Origin of the sequence: Streptomyces sp. AHU1 (genome assembly GCF_045343905.1) — a bacterium.
Lineage (GTDB): Bacteria > Actinomycetota > Actinomycetes > Streptomycetales > Streptomycetaceae > Streptomyces > Streptomyces triticiradicis.
In genome coordinates this window covers 420,023-438,594 of the sequence record NZ_CP174283.1, presented here as the reverse complement: position 1 = coordinate 438,594, position 18,572 = coordinate 420,023, and the positions used below count along the sequence as shown (strand labels likewise).

The 18,572-nt window shown below is 71.0% G+C and carries 21 protein-coding genes; 13 read left to right on the top strand and 8 right to left on the bottom strand.

Annotated elements, in window-relative coordinates:
* Nucleotides 1-226 precede the first annotated feature (226 nt).
* Both ACICHK_RS02130 and ACICHK_RS02125 read left to right on the top strand, forming a co-directional pair.
* The gene (locus tag ACICHK_RS02130) at nucleotides 227-985 is read left to right on the top strand and encodes an MBL fold metallo-hydrolase (RefSeq protein ID WP_406835328.1); all 759 of its coding nucleotides are present in this window, start codon (nucleotides 227-229) and stop codon (nucleotides 983-985) included.
* A 118-nt stretch (nucleotides 986-1,103) separates the two neighbouring features.
* Nucleotides 1,104-1,502: a hypothetical protein gene (locus ACICHK_RS02125; protein WP_406835327.1), complete on the top strand. Its 399-nt coding sequence runs from the start codon at nucleotides 1,104-1,106 to the stop codon at nucleotides 1,500-1,502.
* A gap of 160 nt (nucleotides 1,503-1,662) precedes the next feature.
* Here the strand turns inward: ACICHK_RS02125 and ACICHK_RS02120 are convergent, their stop codons facing one another.
* Nucleotides 1,663-2,037: a winged helix-turn-helix transcriptional regulator gene (locus ACICHK_RS02120; RefSeq protein WP_406835326.1), complete on the bottom strand. Its 375-nt coding sequence runs from the start codon at nucleotides 2,035-2,037 to the stop codon at nucleotides 1,663-1,665.
* A gap of 94 nt (nucleotides 2,038-2,131) precedes the next feature.
* Here ACICHK_RS02120 and ACICHK_RS02115 point away from each other — a divergent pair, with 94 nt between their 5' ends.
* The 3 genes from ACICHK_RS02115 to ACICHK_RS02105 all read left to right on the top strand — a co-directional run bounded on the left by ACICHK_RS02115 (nucleotide 2,132) and on the right by ACICHK_RS02105 (nucleotide 4,925).
* On the top strand, nucleotides 2,132-2,776 hold the full coding sequence (locus tag ACICHK_RS02115; RefSeq protein ID WP_406835324.1) for an NADPH-dependent F420 reductase: 645 nt from the start codon (nucleotides 2,132-2,134) through the stop codon (nucleotides 2,774-2,776).
* Between the two features lie 112 nt (nucleotides 2,777-2,888).
* Complete coding sequence (locus tag ACICHK_RS02110; protein ID WP_406835323.1) at nucleotides 2,889-3,569, top strand: hypothetical protein; 681 nt, start codon at nucleotides 2,889-2,891, stop codon at nucleotides 3,567-3,569.
* Between the two features lie 108 nt (nucleotides 3,570-3,677).
* On the top strand, nucleotides 3,678-4,925 hold the full coding sequence (locus ACICHK_RS02105) for a MalY/PatB family protein (protein ID WP_406835322.1): 1,248 nt from the start codon (nucleotides 3,678-3,680) through the stop codon (nucleotides 4,923-4,925).
* Between the two features lie 75 nt (nucleotides 4,926-5,000).
* Here the strand turns inward: ACICHK_RS02105 and ACICHK_RS02100 are convergent, their stop codons facing one another.
* Nucleotides 5,001-5,696 carry a hypothetical protein gene (locus tag ACICHK_RS02100; protein ID WP_406835320.1) on the bottom strand — a complete coding sequence of 232 codons (696 nt, stop codon included), beginning with the start codon at nucleotides 5,694-5,696 and terminating at the stop codon, nucleotides 5,001-5,003.
* 320 nt (nucleotides 5,697-6,016) lie between these two features.
* Between ACICHK_RS02100 and ACICHK_RS02095 the strand changes: the two genes are divergently transcribed.
* Nucleotides 6,017-6,832 carry an endo alpha-1,4 polygalactosaminidase gene (locus tag ACICHK_RS02095; RefSeq protein WP_406835318.1) on the top strand — a complete coding sequence of 272 codons (816 nt, stop codon included), beginning with the start codon at nucleotides 6,017-6,019 and terminating at the stop codon, nucleotides 6,830-6,832.
* A gap of 171 nt (nucleotides 6,833-7,003) precedes the next feature.
* Here ACICHK_RS02095 and ACICHK_RS02090 read toward each other — a convergent pair whose 3' ends face one another.
* Nucleotides 7,004-8,452 (bottom strand): DHA2 family efflux MFS transporter permease subunit, encoded by a 1,449-nt coding sequence (locus tag ACICHK_RS02090; RefSeq protein WP_406835317.1) that lies wholly within the window; start codon nucleotides 8,450-8,452, stop codon nucleotides 7,004-7,006.
* Nucleotides 8,453-8,562: 110 nt separating this feature from the next.
* On the opposite strand from ACICHK_RS02090, the gene ACICHK_RS02085 reads away from it, so the two are divergent.
* Both ACICHK_RS02085 and ACICHK_RS02080 read left to right on the top strand, forming a co-directional pair.
* Nucleotides 8,563-9,039 (top strand): MarR family winged helix-turn-helix transcriptional regulator, encoded by a 477-nt coding sequence (locus tag ACICHK_RS02085; protein WP_406835316.1) that lies wholly within the window; start codon nucleotides 8,563-8,565, stop codon nucleotides 9,037-9,039.
* Between the two features lie 133 nt (nucleotides 9,040-9,172).
* Nucleotides 9,173-9,442, top strand: a complete 270-nt coding sequence (locus ACICHK_RS02080; protein ID WP_406835315.1) for a hypothetical protein — start codon at nucleotides 9,173-9,175, stop codon at nucleotides 9,440-9,442.
* A 78-nt stretch (nucleotides 9,443-9,520) separates the two neighbouring features.
* Here ACICHK_RS02080 and ACICHK_RS02075 read toward each other — a convergent pair whose 3' ends face one another.
* Together ACICHK_RS02075 and ACICHK_RS02070 are read right to left on the bottom strand one after the other, a co-directional pair.
* On the bottom strand, nucleotides 9,521-10,666 hold the full coding sequence (locus ACICHK_RS02075; protein ID WP_406835314.1) for an FAD-dependent oxidoreductase: 1,146 nt from the start codon (nucleotides 10,664-10,666) through the stop codon (nucleotides 9,521-9,523).
* Between the two features lie 40 nt (nucleotides 10,667-10,706).
* A complete protein-coding gene (locus ACICHK_RS02070) occupies nucleotides 10,707-11,387 on the bottom strand; it encodes a TetR/AcrR family transcriptional regulator (RefSeq protein WP_406835313.1) in 681 nt (226 codons plus the stop codon).
* A gap of 74 nt (nucleotides 11,388-11,461) precedes the next feature.
* Here ACICHK_RS02070 and ACICHK_RS02065 point away from each other — a divergent pair, with 74 nt between their 5' ends.
* From ACICHK_RS02065 to ACICHK_RS02055, 3 genes are all read left to right on the top strand, one after another.
* A complete protein-coding gene (locus tag ACICHK_RS02065; RefSeq protein WP_406835311.1) occupies nucleotides 11,462-11,623 on the top strand; it encodes a hypothetical protein in 162 nt (53 codons plus the stop codon).
* Between the two features lie 85 nt (nucleotides 11,624-11,708).
* Nucleotides 11,709-12,518, top strand: coding sequence for a calcium-binding protein (locus ACICHK_RS02060; RefSeq protein WP_406835309.1), 810 nt, complete (start codon nucleotides 11,709-11,711; stop codon nucleotides 12,516-12,518).
* 284 nt (nucleotides 12,519-12,802) lie between these two features.
* On the top strand, nucleotides 12,803-13,447 hold the full coding sequence (locus ACICHK_RS02055) for a dihydrofolate reductase family protein (protein ID WP_406835308.1): 645 nt from the start codon (nucleotides 12,803-12,805) through the stop codon (nucleotides 13,445-13,447).
* A 133-nt stretch (nucleotides 13,448-13,580) separates the two neighbouring features.
* Here ACICHK_RS02055 and ACICHK_RS02050 read toward each other — a convergent pair whose 3' ends face one another.
* Nucleotides 13,581-14,240: a DUF5701 family protein gene (locus ACICHK_RS02050; protein WP_406835307.1), complete on the bottom strand. Its 660-nt coding sequence runs from the start codon at nucleotides 14,238-14,240 to the stop codon at nucleotides 13,581-13,583.
* 211 nt (nucleotides 14,241-14,451) lie between these two features.
* On the bottom strand, nucleotides 14,452-15,099 hold the full coding sequence (locus tag ACICHK_RS02045) for a TetR/AcrR family transcriptional regulator (RefSeq protein WP_406841142.1): 648 nt from the start codon (nucleotides 15,097-15,099) through the stop codon (nucleotides 14,452-14,454).
* A 159-nt stretch (nucleotides 15,100-15,258) separates the two neighbouring features.
* Between ACICHK_RS02045 and ACICHK_RS02040 the strand changes: the two genes are divergently transcribed.
* Nucleotides 15,259-16,731 carry an MFS transporter gene (locus tag ACICHK_RS02040; RefSeq protein ID WP_406835305.1) on the top strand — a complete coding sequence of 491 codons (1,473 nt, stop codon included), beginning with the start codon at nucleotides 15,259-15,261 and terminating at the stop codon, nucleotides 16,729-16,731.
* Between the two features lie 213 nt (nucleotides 16,732-16,944).
* Here ACICHK_RS02040 and ACICHK_RS02035 read toward each other — a convergent pair whose 3' ends face one another.
* A complete protein-coding gene (locus tag ACICHK_RS02035) occupies nucleotides 16,945-17,367 on the bottom strand; it encodes a DUF6193 family natural product biosynthesis protein (protein WP_406835304.1) in 423 nt (140 codons plus the stop codon).
* 279 nt (nucleotides 17,368-17,646) lie between these two features.
* Between ACICHK_RS02035 and ACICHK_RS02030 the strand changes: the two genes are divergently transcribed.
* On the top strand, nucleotides 17,647-18,522 hold the full coding sequence (locus tag ACICHK_RS02030; protein WP_406835303.1) for a hypothetical protein: 876 nt from the start codon (nucleotides 17,647-17,649) through the stop codon (nucleotides 18,520-18,522).
* Nucleotides 18,523-18,572 lie beyond the last annotated feature (50 nt).

Sequence of the window (18,572 nt, the reverse complement as noted above, 5' to 3'; positions counted from 1 at the left end):
GTGGGCGCGGACCCGGCGGCGTGCCGGGTCCACCGGCACGCCGCCGGAGCCGCAAGAGGCCCTCGCGTACGCCGGGGAAGACGCACGCCCCGGGAGCACCGGCCCGACGGGGGAGTCGGGCGGTGCTCCGAGGGCGACCCGACCCGCGAGATCCATCCGGTCGCGAATCCGGGCTCGGAGGGCGTCGCGACCCGCTCCGGGCGCGGACACCTGACACAGTGGACCGATGCTGAATCGGGTGGCCGACGGAGTCTGGGTCCGGCAGAGCGAGTGGGTCTGGAGCAACGCCGTCGTGGTACGCGGGGAGGACGGGCTGATCCTGGTCGATCCCGGCATTGACGGTTCCGATCTGAACCAGCTCGCCGATGACGTGGACCGGCTCGGCATCGAGGTGGTCGCCGGGTTCTCCACCCATCCCCACTGGGACCACCTGCTCTGGCATTCCCGGTTCGGCGACGTGCCGCGCTACGCCACCCCCGGCGGCGCCCGAGCCGCCGGGGAAGCCCGGGAAGCGGCGCGGCGGATGGCGGAGCGGAGCACGTCGGGCGTCCCTCTCGAGCTGATCGGGCTCCTCACCCCGCTGCCCGCGGACGGGGGACCCGTGCCGGGCGAGATCGTCGAGCACCAGGCGCACGCGATCGGCCACGCCGCGGTTCTCCTCGCGGACCGTGGCGTCCTGCTCGCCGGCGACATGCTCTCCGACGTCCTGATCCCGCTCCTCGACCCCCGCCGCCCCGATCAGGTGAGTGCCTACGAGACGGCACTCGACCGGCTGGGGGAGGTTGTCCGGCACGTCGATGTCCTGGTCCCCGGTCATGGAGCCGTTGCCGAGGGTCCCGAGGTGGCGGCCCGCCTTGCCGCCGATCGCGCGTACATCGACGCGCTGCGGCGAGGAGAGGAACCGATCGACGCGCGTCTTGAGCAGGACTGGCTCTCCGGCCCCCACCGGTCGAACCTGGAACTGGCCCGCCAGTCGTCCGGGTGAACTTCGGCGTCGTCGTGCGGTGCCTGTCCCCGCGCACGTGGAAGCTCGTCGGAAGTCCTGCGTACGGTGAGGCCGCGTATCTGTCCTGGCCGCCGAACCGGGCTGTCTGCCCCTGGCGTTGAAACAGGCCGGCGCCTGTCTCGCCCAGAACCGGGGCGTCACCCTCGACGGCTACCGCCGCAGGCTGGGCACCAGACTCGACAAGGCTGCCGACGGCATTCCGGCCGAACGCACCGTCGCCCGCGTCTGGGACGTCACCCTGCGCACCCTGGCCCAGAGGGACCCCTTGGCGGTGAACACGCTCTGCACCGCGGCATGGCTCGCACACGACGACATCGAGCACAGCCTGCTCGCCCCACCCGGCACCGACCCGGACACCCTGGCCGTCCGCGACAACCTCGCCGCCGCCCGTCGGGCCGCCCGGGCCGTGCGGCACGGAAGCACACCGACTCCCGCCGTCCGGTCGGCACCGGGTGCCTGCCCGAATCCGAACTCAGGCTCCAGCGGCAGCAGTTGACGGATGGGGCCGCTGGAGAGCATCTGGAGGTGGCGGGGACGGTCGTGGACCACCTGACCGAGGTGACCGACGGCCGGGGCCTGGACCTGGTCCTCGACCCCGTCGGCGGGCCGGTGCGGGAGCGGAGTCTGACCTCACGCGACCCGCCGCCCGCAGCGGCTCACCCGGGTGAACCGCTCCGGGCGCCGTGGTGCTCCTGGGCGGCGAGGACCTGATCGACGTGGTCGATCGCCCATTGGCCGAGGGCGGCCAGCGGCCCGTCCGCGAGACTGCCGCCCAGTTCGGACAGTTCGTACGCCACGGAGCGGTCGGCCGGTGTGGTGATCCGTGTGATCAGACCGTTGGTGTGCAGACGGCGGAGCGCCTGGGTCAGGACCTTGTCGCTGACGCCCGCGATGCCGTTCAGGAGGTCGATGCGGCGGCGCCTGCCCGCCCGCAGTGCCATCAGCACCACGGGGTCCCAGGTGTGGGCGATCAGGTCGGTGGCCAGGCGCACCGAACAGTCGGCGGCGAAGGGCGAGCAGTGGTTGTCCACGCGTCTCTTCCTACCGGATTCGGGCCTACCGATCGGTGGGTCCGAGGTTCCTACCGTAGTCGGGACATCAGGTCTTCGAGACGGGGAGAGCGGCGTGCGTATCGGAATTCTGGGCACCGGGGTGATGGCGGCGGCACTGGCGGAGGCATGGACGCGACATGGGCATCACGTCCTCGTCGGAGGCCGTTCGCAGGACAGGGCCCGGGCGATCGCCGAGCGGCTCGGCGGGGCGGTCGAGGCTGCCACCCCCGCACAGGTGGCCGGGGCGGGGGACGCCGTGGTCGTGGCCGTGGCGTGGGAGGGGGTCGACCAGGTGCTCGCTCTCGCCGGGGCGGGCCAGGGGTCGTTGGCGGGCAAGACCGTGATCGACTGCACCAACGCGGTCGACCACGCCTCGGGCCTGCTCGAGTTGTCCACCGGGTCGGCGGTGGAACACATCGCCGAGCGAGCCGTCGGCAGCCATGTGGTCAAGGCGTTGCACCTGTTCGCGGGGGCGAGCTGGCTGGCGCCGACGCCGACGGGGCGGCCGAAGCGGACGGTGGCGATGTGCGGCGACGACGACGCGGCGCTCGGTGTCGCCGCCGGTCTGATCCGCGACCTCGGTGGCGTGCCCGCCGTGATAGGCGGGCTGGAGCACGCCCGGCAGCTCGAGGACGTGGCGGGTTTCGTCATGCGGCTGGTTGCCGCGGGCCACGACCCCGCCACCGCCGTGCCCGTCGTCGACCGGTCACGGGAGTGACCGTGCGGTTGACCTTCACATCAGTGTGAGTGTCCTGGAATCGGGTCATGCCGGATGACGGATCGTTTCGCGTGGGCATCGCACTGGAAGGCGCGGGCCGGCACCCGGCGTCGTGGTCGTACTCGGCGGGGTGGGGCCGGCCGAACTCTTCACCGGTGACCACTGGGTCGCCCGGGCCCGGGCAGCCGCGTCGGGCGGCGTCGACTTCGTCACGCTCGAGGACGGCCTGAGTCTTCGGACCGACCGGTTCGGCACCGCCGCCGACGACACCGGCCACCGGGTCCGCGGCCGACCGGACCCGGTGGTGCTCGCCCCGCTCCTGCCGGCGACGAGCGATCTCCCGGAGGTCGTCGTCACGCGGAACGTGACGCACTCCAACACCTTCCACGTGGCCGCGCAAATCGACCGGCACCTGCGGGTGCTGGCGTCGACCGGGGCGGCACTCTTCACCCTCTCCACCGCCGCGTTCGCCGTCACGACCGCGCACCCGGTCGTCTGGGCCGCCGCCGTCGTGTGGGGTCTGGGCTGGGGCGGCATGCCCACCCTGCTCCAGACCGCTGCCGGACACGCCGGCATGCGACGCGGCCCGGCCGTCGCCGATACCGCGCAGGCCGTCCTCGTGACCCTGTGGAACGCCGCGATGGCGCTCGGCGGGATCATCGGCGGTGCCGTACTGCAAGGCGTAGGCGTCACCGCGGTGGCCACCGCCGCCTCGGTCCTGGGAGCAGCCGGCCTGCTCACCGTCGCCGTCGCCCGGCATCGCGCCTTTCCCCCGGCTCGTACGGCGCCGTGACGCACGACGGCCCTTGTCGAACCGGGAACGGACCGGGAACGGACCGGCCTCGCGTGCCGCGCTCAAGTCCGCGGACGGTTCGTCCGTGATCGTGGCTAGCATCCACCCATGGCAACCGACAGCACCCCCCACGACCGGGCGCCACGGAACAGCCCCCCGGCCGGAGCCCGCTCGATCTTCGACGCCGTCATCGACCGCAGGCACAGCAACTCCATGAAGTGGGCCAGTGCCCGCCAGTTCCTGACGGCTGACGAGGCCGCGGCCGACCCGCTGCCGATGTGGGTCGCCGACACCGACTTCAGAGCGCCCCAGGTGGTGATCGACGCACTCCACGAGGCCGTGGAGTACGGCGTGTTCGGGTATCCCGGCGGCGCGACGGACAGCTACCTCGACGCCGTGACCGGCTGGCAGGCCAAGCGGTTCGGCTGGGAGGTGCCCCGGGAGTGGGTGATGCAGACCTCCGGCATCATCACCACGCTCAAGACGGTCGTGCAGGCGTTCTCCGCGCCGGGTGACTCGGTCCTCATCCAGCCCCCGGTCTACGTCCACTTCCACGAGGACGTCCTGCTGAACGGCCGTCACCTCGCTTTCGCACCGCTGCAGCGGACCGACGACGGCTACCGCTTCGACGCCCGGGTGTTCGAGGCCGCCATCCGTCCCGACACCAAACTCTTCATCCTCAGCCATCCCCACAACCCCACCGGGAACGTGTGGACCGAGGAGGAACTGCGGACCATGGGCGAGATCTGCGCCCGGAGCGGCGTCCTGGTCGTCTCCGACGAGGTCCACCAGGACCTCGTCATCAGCCCGGACCGCGAACACATCCCCTTCGCCTCGCTCGGCGAGGAGTTCGCACGGAACAGCATCACCTGCACCGCCCCCAGCAAGACGTTCAACCTCCCCGGCCTGCAGAGCGCCAACGTCTTCGTACCTGATCCCGGACTGCGGGCAGAACTGGCCCGTCAGTACGAACGAAACGTGTTCCCGCTGGTCAACGTGCTGGGCATGGTCGCGGCCGAGGCGGCCTACGCGCACGGCGAGCCCTGGCTGGAGGAACTGCTCGCCTATCTGCGCGGCAATCACGCGCACTTCGCGCGGGCGGTCAACTCCGCCACGTCCAAGGTGCGGGTCCTGCCGGCCGACTCCCTGTACCTGGCGTGGATGGACTGCCGGGGGCTGGGGATGGACGCCGACTCGCTGGACACGTTCATGCTGACCCAGGCGCGGCTGTGGCTGGACAAGGGGCAGAAGTTCGGGGCCGAGGGGCACGGTTACATGCGGGTGAACCTGGGCTGCCCCCGTTCCACGGTCGACGAGGCCGTGAACCGCCTGCTCACGGCCGTCGAGAACCTGTGAGCACCGCGGATCCCGTTCCTCCCCGGAGAATCCCGGGGTGTGCGTCGTCGGTACCGTCCGGCAGAAGCCGGCGTGTCACCGCCGCTTCCGCGGCCCGCCGGACGTCCTCAGCACCGGCCGGCCGTCCAGCAGGGCCGCGCGGACCTTCGCACGGTCGGCCCAATGGCCCGACGCGTCGAGAAGTTCCGGCAGGACGAGTCCGGCCTGATCCATGCCGGTGAGGTCGACGAGGCGGTCGGGATCGCCCGGATGCGCCGGAGGGGCGCCGAAGAGGACCATCGGCTCGTGCACGGGGCCGGCGCACAGGCACGCCGAGGCGGTCGTGTCCCCCGCGACGGCCAGCATCCCGCCGTGGGAGAGACCCGAGACCAGCAGCCCCTCGATCCGCAGGGCGCCCCCGACGTACAGGTGCGCCTCGTCCTCGATCAGGAGGCCGTGCAGGCGTACGTCTCCCGTGACCACCAGAACGTTGGCCTGGTCCCACTCGGTGAACACGAGCGTCCCCTCGACCGTGAGATCACCGTCCACGACGTGAATGCCGCAGTCGCCGCCGTGACAGACGGGCTGGTGGGTGTCGGACCCGATGACCAGGTCGCCGGTGTGGTGGACGGTGCCGCGATGGACGAGGACCTCTTCCAGGTCGCCGCCGAAACAGTCGCTGTTGGTGTCGGTGAGTCCGTCCGGAGCGCACCCCGCGTACCGGTCGGCCGCCTCGGCGAACGGAACACGGTCGATGGTGCCGAGGGCGGCGAACCAGGGCGCGAACGTCACGTCCGGGCCTCCTTGTCTTCCAAGTGCGCGGCGGTCGGGGAGAAGCTAGCGGATCCCGCCGACACGGACCGCCCCCGGGCCGGGTTCCGGATGGTCCGCCGCGAGCGACGGAACGCGGGAACTCGTCGGAGAGGAGTTCCTGCGTTGACATCTTCACGGGCAGTCGCTTTACTCCCGGACGACACGGAGCCGTGCTCCGTGTTCAGAGACACGCCCAGCCGGTATGCAGGCCTCGCGCCACGAGCCCGGCCCAAGTCGCCAGGACGTTCTTACGCGTCCGAGGCGGGGACGTGCCCTCTTCCCCCTGGGAGCTCATCCACATGAGCCGTTTCAGTCCCACTTCCCGCAAGTTCACGGGCACCGTCATCGGCGCGGCGGCGCTGGTCGGTGCCTTGGTCGCCCCGACTGCCTCCGCGCAGGCCGCGGCCGTGTCCCTGCCGCCCACGCACGTCGGTTTCGACTATCAGATCGGCGGTGCCTACACCCCGCCGGCCGGGGTGAAGGTCGTCACCCGGGACAACGCCGCCTCCCCGGCGGGGGGCCTGTACAACATCTGTTACGTCAACGCCTTCCAGGCGCAGCCGGGTGCGGAGGGCGAGTGGGACTCCGACCTGCTGCTGCGCGACTCGTCCGGCAAGGTCGTCTACGACGAGGACTGGGGCGAGGCCTTCCTCGACATCGGCACCGACGGCAAGAGGCAGCGGATCGCCGGCAGGATCGGAAGCCTGATCGACAGCTGCAAGACCAAGGGCTTCCAGGCGATCGAGCCCGACAACTACGACAGCTACACCCGTTCCGGGAATCGCCTGACGGCCGCCAACGCGCAGGCGTACGTCAAGCTGCTCTCCGCCCGCGCCCACGCGGACGGCCTGGCCATCGCCCAGAAGAACACTCCCGAGCTGGCGGGCAACCACACCGCCAACGGCCTGGACTTCGCCGTGGCCGAGGAGTGCGGCCAGTACGACGAGTGCGGCGACTACACCAGCGCCTTCGGGAACAACGTGATCGTGATCGAGTACACCAACTCCGGCAGGTCGAAGGCCTGCAACGGGTGGGGCCGCACGCTGAGCATCGTCCAGCGCGACGTGGACGTGAAACCGGCTGGCAGCAGCGGCTACGTGCGCAAGACCTGCTAGACCGCGGGCCGGCCCGAGTCGGCCACCGGCCTGCGGCGGCCGAGCCCCGTCGCAGGCCGGCGCGGCTTCCACCGTCCCGCGCCCGGTCGTCGTCCTTCGGCTCCGACACGGTCCGGTGCTCGGGGCCCGATGCGGGCGCCGAGCACCGGACCGCCGGGGAGGGGTTCCGGATCAGCGGGTGGTGGCGGGTCGCGGTGCGGCGGCGGCCGGAGCGCTCGCCTCGCGCCGCGTGGTGCGGGGGCGTAGGAGGAGGCAGGTCAGGGCGCCGGCGATCAGCACGGCGACCGGCAGGATCGCGGTGGTGTGCAGGGTGGCGGTGAAGGCGGCCGCGTAGGTCTTGCCGGTGGCGAGTTCGGCCGCGAGCCGGCTCTGCAGCAGCGCGCCGACTGCCGCGGCGCCGATCACCGAACCGGTCTGCCGCACCGTGTTGTTGACGCCGGAGGCGGCGCCGGCGAGGTGCCGCGGCACGTACCGCATCGCCTCGGTGGACATGGGGGCGATGATGCAGCCGACGCCCAGACCGGTCAGCAGCGTGGCGGGCACGAACGCGAACCAGGCGGTGCCCGGCGCCGCTGTCAGGGCGATGGTGATGATCCCGGCGGCGTAGCAGGTGAGCCCGGTGAGCAGGACGTACTGGCCGCCGACGCGGTCGGCGAGGCGTCCGGCGAACGGCCCGACGGTCATGGACACCAGTGACGAGGGCGCGAGCACCAGGCCGGCCTTGACCGCGCTGAGGTGGAGGACCGACTGCAGATAGAGGTTGAACGGCAGGACCAGGCCGAGCATCGCGACGGAGACCAGACCGACCAGGACCGTCATCGAGGTGAAGTTGCGGTCGCGGAACAGGGCGAAGGGGACGAGGGGTTCGCGGTCCTGGCGGCGGCGCTGGTGCAGCAGGAACCCGGCGGCGAGCGCGGCCCCGGCGACGAGCAGTCCCTGGATCCCGGCGCCCCAGTGATGGCCCTCGCCTTCTTGCAGGCCGAAGGCCAGGCAGAACAGGGCGCCGGTGGCCAGGGCGACGCCGGTGAGGTCGAGGCGGTGGGCGCGGCCGGGCCTGATGTCGGGCACGACGAGGAAGGTCAGGACGAGGGCGGCGATCCCGATGGGAAGGTTGACCAGGAAGATCCAGCGCCAGTCCAGGGCGGAGACCAGGAAGCCGCCCAGCGTCGGGCCGGACAGGGTGGCGAGGCCGGCGACCATGCCCCAGACACCCATGGCGGTGCCGCGCCGCTCGGCCGGGAAGACGGCGACGATCAGTGTCATCGTCTGTGGGGTGAGGAGGGCCGCGCCCAGGCCCTGGACGACACGGGCGGCGACCAGGGCCGTCGTCGTGGGGGCGAGGCCGCAGGCGAGGCTGGCCAGGGTGAAGACCGCGAGGCCCACCGCGAACAGGTTCCGCGGGCCGCGCAGGTCGCCGAGCCGGCCGGCCGTGATGATCAGGGCCGAGAGCGTCAGCGCGTATCCGCTGACCACCCATAAGGCCTGGCCGAGCGAGGCGCCCAGACCGTCCATCATGTCCGGGATCGCGATGTTCACGATGGTGAGATCCAGCAGGGTCATGAAGAACCCGAGCGACAGAGTCACCAGGACGGCCCAGGGGTTCGCTCGCCACTTTCGCACGGTCCCGCTCCTTGTCCCGACCCGGCGGTCTCCGGGTGTCTGCCACGAAGGTAATCCATCTTTCTAGATGTATCAAGTTCGATGCATCTCCATTGATGTAACATGAGGACGTGAATGGAGTCGAGCTCTTCCTTCTCGGGCGCACCCTGATGAAGATCGGTGAAGCCGCGATGCCGGAACCCGAAGGCGGCGAGCGGCACGGCGGCGGCGTGCGCTCCGTGCTCATCGTCGCCAGCGACGTGGCGGCCCACCCCGGCAGCGCCGTGGGGGAGATCGCCGCCCGCACCGGCCTGCCGCAGAGTCAGGTGTCCACCTCGGTCGCGCGCCTCAAGGAGGCCGGCGCCGTCGTCACCGCGCCGGACCCCGCCGACCGCCGTCGGCTGCTCGTCCGTCAGGCCCCCGAACTCTCCGCCCGCGTGGCCGAGGTCAGGGCCACCACGATCGAGGACGCGCTCGCCACCGCCCTCGCCGACAGCACGCCCGAGGATCGCAAGGAGGTCGCGGACGCCCTGGAGGTGCTGGCCCGCCACCTCTCGCCGCACTCCTCGGCCCGCGTGCGCACCCGCGACACCACCACGCGGGGGTAGGGGCCGGACCTGGCCTGCGACGCCCCTCCGCCCTCGCGATGAGCTGTCGCGGAACGCGGCATCACCTGGCCGGGCGGCCGACGGCGGTCGTGTGCCGCCCGTCGAGCCTGTCGCGGGTGGAGGATGGGGGGGCGTGGCAGCCCACCTGCGCTCTGAAGACGGCTGGCTTCTCGTCGGGGATCAGCAGATCGTCGTGGAGGTCGACCTGGGCCTGTTCCTCCCGGACACGGGGTTGTGGGGCGGTGTCCTGCACAACATTCCAGGAGGGCTGGCGAGTTCCATGAGGGACGTCGAGGCCCGCTTGCGGCTGCAGACCGGCCGGGTGCGCCGGATCCGTCTTCTCGCCGGCCCCGACGACGAGATGTCCGTGGCTTTCATCGGTGAAGGAACGGCGCCGTTCTGAGGGACGTGAAACGTCGCCGCGGCAGAGGAGCGATGGTTCGGGCGATGCCGGGCGCGTGAGGTGCTCCGTGCGGCGGGGTCACCGTCCGGTGGCGTGCAGGCCGCGGAACGTGTCGGCGAGCGGTGCCGGAGCCTGGGGATGGAAGATCACGTCGAGGGCCCGGGCGGACTCACCGGCCGTCTCCGCGGCGCGGATGAACATCTCCTGCTCGTAGGCGCGCACGCCGGCGCCGGTGTCGTCCGGGTGGGCGAGCAGGTGGCGGCCCAGTTCGGCACCGTCGAACAGGGCGAGGTTGGCGCCTTCGCCGGCGAAGGGGGACATGAGGTGGGCCGCGTCGCCCAGGAGCGTGACGCCGGGGCGGCCGGTCCAGGACAGCCCGGCGGGCAGCGCGTGGATCCAGCGCGGGGTCAGTGCCCCGTCGGCGTCGGCGATCACGCGCCGCAGGGCGTCGTCCCAGTCCGTGAAGTGCCCCAGTACGGCCTGCTTCGCGGCGGCGGTGTCGGCGAAGTCGATGGTGCGCAGCCAGGTCTCCTCGATGCGCAGGGCGACGTAGAAGTGCAGACTGCCGTCGGTCTCGCGGTGGGCGAGGAAACCCTTGTCGTCGCCGAGGGCGAAGAACATGCCGCCGCCGACGAGCGCGGCGGCTCCGGGATGACGGTGGTCGGCGTCTTCGAGGTCGAGCTCGACGAAGGAGACGCCGCTGTAGGCGGGGCGGGCGTCGGTGAGCAGTGGCCGCACCTTCGACCAGGCGCCGTCGGCGCCGATCAGGAGGTCGGTGGTGAAGGCGCGGCCGTCGGCGAGGACGACCTCGTGCCGGCCGTCGGCCAGCCCCCGTACTCCGGTGGCCTTGGAACCCCAGTGCACGGTGGAGTCGGGCAGCGAGCCGAGCAGGAGGCCGCGCAGGTCACCGCGGTCGATCTCGGGCCGGGTGCCGTCGGCGTCGTCGGCTTCCTCGTGGACGACGTTCGCGTGCTTGTCCGTCACGCGCAGCGCCTGACCGCCGGGATGGACCTTGGCGAGGAACTCGCCGTGCAGGTGGCCCTGGCGCAGCGCCTGCTGTCCGGTCTCGTCATGGATGTCGAGCATTCCGCCCTGGACGCGTGCGCCGGCGGAGGGCTCGAGGTCGAAGACGGGGACGTCGGTGCCGTTGACGTGCAGGACGCGGGCGAGCATCAGACCGCCCAGGCCGCCCCCGAGGATGGCTGTGGGGTAGTGCGGAGTCATGCCTCCAATCTAACGAACATGTTCGTAACGAACAAGTTCGTCATGAGTCCGCTGCTGTCGCGGGGGTGGTCCGGATGCCGTTGAGCAGCATGTTCACGCTCCAACGACGGCGTTCCGCGGGTGTGCCGGAGACCAGATGGGCGGCTTGGGCCCGCACGTGCGGATGTACGTCGGGGGAGGCGGCGGCGAGGGCGTCGTTCAGCCGGGCCCAGTCCTCGTCCGCCCTGGAGTCCTCGCGGCGGGCGGAATGCTCCGCGGCCGAGGACGTGGCGCTCTGCAGCAGGATGTCGACGCCCCAGGCGGCCTGGAGGTCGGGTACGCCGCCCTCGGCCAGCAGGGCGAGCAGCGTGTCGAGCAGTGCGAGGTAGTTGCTGCCGGAGGGGCGGGCGGTCAGCGCCGACTGGGCGAGCGCGGGGTGGGCGAAAAGCACTTCCTCGTAACTGGCGAGGACCGCGTCCAGTCGCTCACGCCAGTCGGCGCCGGTGGCGGCCAGGTCGACTCGCCCCATGAGGCGGTCCAGGATGTCGGCGTGCAGTTCGCCGGTGTTCGCGAAGTAGACGTACAGCGACGCCGGTCCGGTGTCCAGGGCCTGGGCCAGGCGGCGCATGGTGACGCGCTGCAGCCCCTCCTGCTCCATCAGGGACACGGCGGTGTCGACGATGCCCTCACGGGTGAGGGCCGGTTTGGCCGGGCGCTCGCGGCGGTTCTGCGGGGTAGGCATGGGCTCGATTTTAGGTTCAATGCGTTCGGGACGAACGTGTTCGTCCGTCCCGCTCGTCCTTCGCGTCCTGCCCCGTGCCGGCCGCGGCCGACGCGTTCGGCTTCGACGTGCGGTCAGGGTGGCGGGTCACCCTCCGCCGGTACGGCACCAGGGCCGGAAGGGCCGTGGAGCGCCTCGGCGGGGACCTGTCGCCCGGCACCCTCGTCGTGAGCTTCGCGGAGGCACCGAACCGGTGAGCCGTTGTACGCTCCGAATCGTCAACAAGCCTTTCTGGAAGGAGAGTTCGGGAGGTCTTCGGTCTCGTGTTCCTGGAGGGCGCATGTGCACCGGTATCAGGCGAGCGGTCATCGTCGGCGCGGTCTGTGCCCTCACGGGCGGCGCGTTCGCGACCGCGCCCGTGCAGGCGGCGGGGGCGGCCGGATCAGGGTCGACAGCGTCGTCGTCAACGGGGGCAAGCTCGTGGTGGTCGGCACGCATGCGGTGGTGAAGTTCCCCGTCGCGGTCACCGCGACGCACGCCTCCGGCGTCTACCAGATCAGCGCGCCCCTGTTCAGTCCGTCGTACGCGGTCGTCTACACGGATCTCGGTCAAATGCTCGACTGTGCGGATACCAAGCCCACGGCGACCTGCACCGGTGCCTACACCGTGGATCCGATCAAGGTGTTCACCCAGAGCAGCGCTCCGGCCGGAACCTGGAAGGTCCACCTCCACGTCGACGCGTGGGATGCCACCTACGAGAACCAGGACAAGTACACCTTCAAGCTGCTGCGCGCCGCCAGGCTCACCGTCGACGCCGCGCCCGAGCCGGTGAAGAAGGGCAGGACGATCACGGTGAAGGGGGCGCTCACGCGAGCGGACTGGGCCACCGACAAATACGTCGGGTTCAGCGGCCAGAAGGTGAGTCTCCAGTTCCGCAAGTCGGGCAGCAGCACCTACACCACCGTCAGGACCGTCACGAGCGGCAGCGGCGGGGCGGTGACGGGCACGACCACCGCCGGCTCCGACGGGTACTACCGCTTCGCCTTCGCGGGGACCGGTACCACCGCCGCCGTCAGCGCGAGCGGCGACTTCGTCGACGTCCGACAGCCACGCGCGGCGGACGTCTCCGGGATCCGAGGTCCGGCGGGGTGACCACCTCGGCGTGCCGCTCCCCGAAGGAGACGCCGAGTCGTGAACGGCGACGTCTGGGACACCATCGACCGACTCGCCCGGCACCTGGCGACCGGACCCCGCGCGCCGGCTCCGCGCTCGCGCGGGGCCGTCATGCTGTACGTGAGGGGAACCCACCGTCCCGGTCTCGCGCGGCCGCCGTTTCCCTCGGGCGCCCTCGGTCCGGGTCCCTCCACGACCGATGACATCCGCGCCGCGGTCCGGTCGTACCGAACGGCGACCTCGACGCGAAGGGAGCAGCGGCCATGAAGCTGACGACCGTCACGAACATCTCCGTCGACGGAGTGACCCAGGGACACCGGCGGATCGACGGGGGAACCGGACCCGAACCCGACGCGCCCGACGGGGACGGCGGCGGTGGGTTCGACCGCTTCGGATGGGCCCCGCCCCTGCTCGACGACGAGGCCTCGACGTTCATCGGCCGGACCTTCCAGCGCGCCGACGCGTTCCTGTTCGGCCGGCGGACCTACGAGATCTTCGCCGGCTCCTGGGGAGCGGGCACGGATCCGGGAAACCCCGTCGCGGAAGCGCTGAACACGCGGCCCAAGTACGTCGCTTCGACCACACTCACCGACCCTCGATGGACGAACACGACCGTCCTGTCCGGTGACCTCGTGGACGCCATCGGCGCGCTGCGGGCCGGGCCGGGCGGTGAACTGCAGGTGTGGGGCAGCGGCACCCTGATCCGTTGGCTGCTCCACCACCGGCTCGTCGACGAGATCGTCCTGCTCACCTATCCCGTGGTCGTCGGCCAGGGCACGCGGCTCTTCCCCTCCACCGGACCGGATCTGGGGCTCCGGCTGGTCGACGCGCGGTCCACCCCCAGGGGGCTGACGATCCAGACGTACCGCACCACCGGCCGACCGCGGTACGAGACGGCCACGGCCTGACCATGACGCGGAGGCGGCTGCGGCAGCCCCGTGTGATCGGTTCTCCGAGAAGGTTCTCGGCTCACCCGCCGCCCGGACCGCCTTTCGGCGGCGCGGGTCCGGGCGGCGAGGCGAACGGCTGTGTGGCCGAGTGCTACCGGACTCTGCGGTCCGTGGCGGAGGCGAAGCCCAGCCAGGTGTGGCGGTTGCCCCACCAGCACCAGCCGACCTTCGGGGCGTCGCGTCGCTCGCGGCCGTCCCGCCCCGTGCCGTTGCTGATCCAGATCGCCGGGGTACGGGCGTCCAGGGCGCCGTTGGCCTTGCGCAGCCGTGAACCGATGGTCATGAAGCAGCGGTTGCGTTCGAGGACCGCCGGCTGCTGGAGCACCCAGTGGATGCCTTCCGTGAGCAGCAGCGGGGTGCGGTCCTCCTTGGTGAGGGCGGGCAGTGCCTCCTCGGGGCTCCAGTTGGCCATGTGGTCGCCGCGGTCGAGGCCGGTGACGAGGTAGAGGGGAGCGTCGGGGAGTTCGACGGCGCAGGGGGCGAACCGGTCGACGTCGGTCATGTCGGTGACGACGAAGCCCGGCTTGTCGTCGCGGCGGAGCAACGGAGCGAGGGCGGAGGCGGGGGCGTGGTCGGGATGGACGGCGAGCAGGGCGGCGCGGTCTTCACGGCCCGCGTTCTCGGCGAAGGCGCGCAGGTCGTCGGCGGGGATCCGCGCGAGTTCGTGCACCCCGAGCTCGATCAGACGTTCCGCCTGGGCGGCGAGAGGCGGGAGAGGGGATGCGGTGACGGTGGACGAGGTGTCGGGCAAGGTACTCCCTCGGTTCACGGTTCGGAACAGTAAGCCTGAGGTCGAACGAGGGGGTCCGCCGGAGTGTTCCCCGCACGACGGTGTCGCGGCAGAAAATCCCCTTCGGGCCCGGCATGACTGTCGTCGTCCGCACTGTCGCCGTCCGCCGAACGGATGACCTGGAAGGTGGTGCCACCGGGCCCGAAGGCGCCGTCGGAGAAACCGGCTCGGTTCAGGCTCCGGCCTGCAGACGGAGACCCGCCAGTGTCAGATCCAGCGCGGAGCGGAACTGGTCGACGTCGTCGTGCCCGTCGAACTCGTCGACGATCTCGTGCACGAACGGGAACTCCTCGGGATCGAGCTCTCGCCAGGTCTTGGCGAAGCGGCCGAGGTACTCCTCGCGGTCCACGGCGCCGGCGAGGATCTCCTCGGGCGGTTCCTGACCCAGGTCCACGGCGGAGCCGACGACGACCCCCGTGATCGCGGACACGGCGTGGAACCGCTGTCGCGCGCTGAGGTCCAGGCGAAGGGTCTGCCGGCCGAGCTTCTCGTACAGGCGCAAGGCGTTGCCCTGGATGTCGGTGTTGCGCATGAAGTAGGCGCCCAGCCAGGGCCGGTGCACGATCGCGTCGAACAGTGTCACGGCCATCGCGCGCAGGTCGTCGATCGGGTCGTCGCTGCCCGGAAGCGCTTCGATGTCGGCCAGCACCGCGCCCACGACGTGGTCGGTGGCGCGGTCGAGGAGTTCCTCCTTGCTCGCCACGTACCAGTAGATGCTGGCGACGCCACCGCCGAGGCGCTGCGCGAGCGCCCGGAACGTCAGCGCCGGCGCCCCGGCCTCGTCGAGCAGGGCCACCGCTTCGGTGAGCACGGACTCCATCGAGTGCGAAGCCCGTCGACGGCCCCCGCTCGAGCGGTTCTGCAGGCGTGTCATGGCTTCCTTCCCGTCGTCCTTGCATCGTATCGAACGTTGTTCTACTGTATCGCATCGTACGCTGTTCGATAACCGTACGACGTTCGATACGAAGGACTGATCACCATGACCACCACCACGCTTCAAGCCCCTCCACCACGCACTTATCCGTCGCTGCGGGCGGCATGGATCCCCCTGGCCGCCCTCTGTCTGGCCTTCTTCGTCGAGATGGTCGACAACACGCTGCTGTCGATCGCGCTGCCCACGATCGGCCGTGACCTCGGCGGCGGGACGACCGCGCTGCAATGGGTCACCGGGGCGTACTCGCTGACCTTCGGCGGTCTGTTGCTCACCGCCGGCTCGATGGCCGACCGGCTCGGCCGCCGCCGGGTGCTCCTGATCGGACTCGCCGTGTTCGGCTCGGTGAGCCTGTGCGTCGTCCTCGTCAGTACCGCGGGCGAACTCATAGCCCTGCGGGCCGTGCTCGGTATCGCCGCCGCGGCGATGGCCCCGATCACGAACTCACTGGTCTTCCGCCTGTTCGACGACGGGGCCCTGCGGATGCGCGCCATGACGGTGATGATCGTCGTCGGCATGTCCGGCTTCGTCCTCGGACCGCTGCTCGGCGGCACCGCACTGGCCCATGTGGGGTGGGAATGGCTGCTGGTCGTCAACGCCCCGATCGCCCTGATCGCGTGCATAGGCGTCCGCCTCGGCGTCCCGGCCGACCGGCCGGAGGACCTGACCGCCGACAAGCTCGACATGCCGGGCGCCGTCCTGAGCATCACCACCATCGGACTCGCCTGCTACTCGCTGACCAGCGGTGTCGACCACGGCTGGCTCTCGGCGGTCACCCTCGCGTCGATCGCGGGCGCCCTCGTCGCCGCGATCGCGTTCGTGCGGCACGAGCGCCGCAGCGCGGCACCCATGCTGGACCTGCGTCTCTTCACCGACGGCACCGTCCGCGGCGCCGCCATCGCGCAGATCGGGACGTCCATCGCGATGGCCAGCGTGATGTTCGGGCTGATCCTCCACTTCCAGTACGCCTACGGATGGAGCCCGGTGCGGGCCGGCCTGGCCAACCTGCCGATCATCGTGACGATGCTCGTCGCGACCCCTCTGTCCGAGTGGCTCGCGCGCCGGTTCGGCCACCGCGTCGCCTGTCTGGTGGGCGCGGCCTGCCTGGCCGGCTCGCTGGCCGGTCTCTCCTGGGGCGTCGACCACGGGTACGCCGCCATCGCCGTCTGCATGGTGCTCATGACCGTGGGACTGCGCACCGTGATGACGATCTGCGCGGTCGCACTCGTCGACGCGATGCCGAGCAACCGCACCTCCATCGGCGCCGCCCTCAACGACACCGCCCAGGAGGTCGGTTCCAGCGTCGGTACGGCTGTCGTCGGCACCCTGATCGCGGCGTTGGTCACCACCCAGCTCCCGGCCGGCACCTGGAGCGGCGACCTCGTCGCGTCGTTCTTCCACGGCGAACGGATCATCTACGGCCTTCTCGCGGTCCTCGTCGGGCTGATCACGGCCGGCGGTGCGCTGAGCCTCACCGATTCCCGCACCGTCGAGGAACACGCGGCCGAGGAATCCGCTTGACGGCAGGTCCCTTGACGGCAGGTCCGACGACGGCGTCACGGGACCTCTGGCGGTCACCCGGCCGAACCCCCCACCCGGACGGAGGTGTTCGGCTCAGGGAGCCGAGCATTCCTCGTCAGATGTGGATCTCGCTGCGCGCGGCCACCGACGCACTGCCCTTACTGGTCGACGCCTGTTCGCCGGCGTGTGAGGAAAAGCTGCGGCCGCGCACCTTCATACGTGGTTGTCGGCCGGGACGGTGATGACCGGTTCGAAGTCGGCGGGCAGGAGCCTCACGACGAGGTCCACGGCTTCTTCGGCGGTTCCGAATGTGCCGATCACGGTGGAGGGATCGCGGCGGTGGACCCTGAACGATCCGTTGCGCAGGGGTTCGACGGGGCCGGCCTGGACGGTCCAGGGGTAGCTGGTGTGGCTGCTGAAGAGCAGAGCGAAGTGGCTGGTGAACGGATACAGCCGCCGCAGCCGGGGCGCTGCGGCAGCAGCCTTCAGCAACGGAACGATGCCTGGATAGGGACGTCCGGGCGAGCGGATCTCATGGACGTCGCGCTTCCACTGCCAGGCGAGTTGTATGGACAGCCACCGGGCTTCGACGACCGCGGCAGGCCCGTGACGGCGTGCTGCGGCCGCGTCGGGCATGACCGGCTTCGGAGGCAAGGGCGGTTGCTGTGAGGCGCGACTGCTCGGGTTCACTGCCACAGTGTGCTCCTGAATCGGGTTTCCACGGAACCGGAGGCAGTGCCGCACGCGCGACCGCCGGCAAACGGGCGCGGCCGCGGGGCGATCGTCAGGACGCGCGCTTCGTCGATCCGTGACGACTACGGACAACGGTCAGCCATGACGGCACAGGAGCGTGCCGCGGGCCTCGGACACGACGGCGTCTTGATCCTTTCGGTCCCGTGCCTGTTCAATCAGCAGATGACTGAGACCGATGTCGACCTCGGCACCGTCACCGCGCCCTCCGGGATGCTCGTGCTGGGGATGGCGGGCTGGATCGACCACTGGCCGCAGGTGGGCCGGCCGCTGTCCGAGCGGGCCCGGACCGCAATGGCCACCGGCGGCGGCCACCTGTACGGGCCCGAGGACGGTGAGCCGTCCACTTGGACGTGCGAGGCGATCGCTGTAGCCGCCGCCGCAGACCGGCCCCTGCAGGTTCGGGCCCGGACGTCGGCCTCGCCCTTCGGCGAGGAACCGACGATCGCCGTCCTGGAGGTCGGCCTCGGCCTGCCCTGGTCCGGCCCTGATGACGGCGAACCCGTGCGGCTCGGCGACCTGCCGGTCGACCGATGCGGCATGGTCCTGGGTGACGCCCGTGCGCTGGACGACTTCATCGGCTTGGACGGCCGGTCCACCGACGGCCTGGCGGACGTCACCTACTGGGGCAAGTACGGGGACACCGTCCATGCGCGGTTCGGCGGTGACCACATCCCGCAGCACTTCAGCGGACACGGCCCGCGCGGGTGGCTCGACCTTCCTCTGGCCGAGGCCGAAGCGGTCGCCGAACGGCTCCGGACCTGGGTCCGTGAAGGACCCGGCAACGGCTTGATGGTCTCCGTCGACGCCCATACCGACTTCCACCGTTTCAACCGGGCGGGCTGGAGCCACCCACTGCTGGCGGGTGTCATCGACGTCGGAGGGTGCTCGGTGCTCGGTCTCGGCTGGGACCCCGGGGACCACTCCATGCGTCACCACGGGGAGCGGGCCTACGGACAGGTCTACCCCGCCACCGTCGAACCCCGTGCGGGTGAAGCGGTACTGCGCTGGACCATCCCGCCGTACGACCCCGACCTGTGAACCGCACCCCGGCGTGAGGGGGCCGGAAGGACCCGGGCGAACGGCCCGAC

Excerpts from the sequence above, each read along its gene's own strand:
- ACICHK_RS02040 (WP_406835305.1), top strand. The coding sequence starts at position 15,259 with ATGACCACCACCACGCTTCAAGCCCCTCCACCACGCACTTATCCGTCG.
- ACICHK_RS02105 (WP_406835322.1), top strand. The coding sequence starts at position 3,678 with ATGGCAACCGACAGCACCCCCCACGACCGGGCGCCACGGAACAGCCCC.
- ACICHK_RS02095 (WP_406835318.1), top strand. The coding sequence starts at position 6,017 with ATGAGCCGTTTCAGTCCCACTTCCCGCAAGTTCACGGGCACCGTCATC.
- ACICHK_RS02070 (WP_406835313.1), bottom strand. The coding sequence starts at position 11,387 with ATGCCTACCCCGCAGAACCGCCGCGAGCGCCCGGCCAAACCGGCCCTC.
- ACICHK_RS02130 (WP_406835328.1), top strand. The coding sequence starts at position 227 with ATGCTGAATCGGGTGGCCGACGGAGTCTGGGTCCGGCAGAGCGAGTGG.
- ACICHK_RS02035 (WP_406835304.1), bottom strand. The coding sequence starts at position 17,367 with ATGCCCGACGCGGCCGCAGCACGCCGTCACGGGCCTGCCGCGGTCGTC.
- ACICHK_RS02030 (WP_406835303.1), top strand. The coding sequence starts at position 17,647 with ATGACTGAGACCGATGTCGACCTCGGCACCGTCACCGCGCCCTCCGGG.
- ACICHK_RS02055 (WP_406835308.1), top strand. The coding sequence starts at position 12,803 with ATGAAGCTGACGACCGTCACGAACATCTCCGTCGACGGAGTGACCCAG.
- ACICHK_RS02075 (WP_406835314.1), bottom strand. The coding sequence starts at position 10,666 with ATGACTCCGCACTACCCCACAGCCATCCTCGGGGGCGGCCTGGGCGGT.
- ACICHK_RS02045 (WP_406841142.1), bottom strand. The coding sequence starts at position 15,099 with ATGGAGTCCGTGCTCACCGAAGCGGTGGCCCTGCTCGACGAGGCCGGG.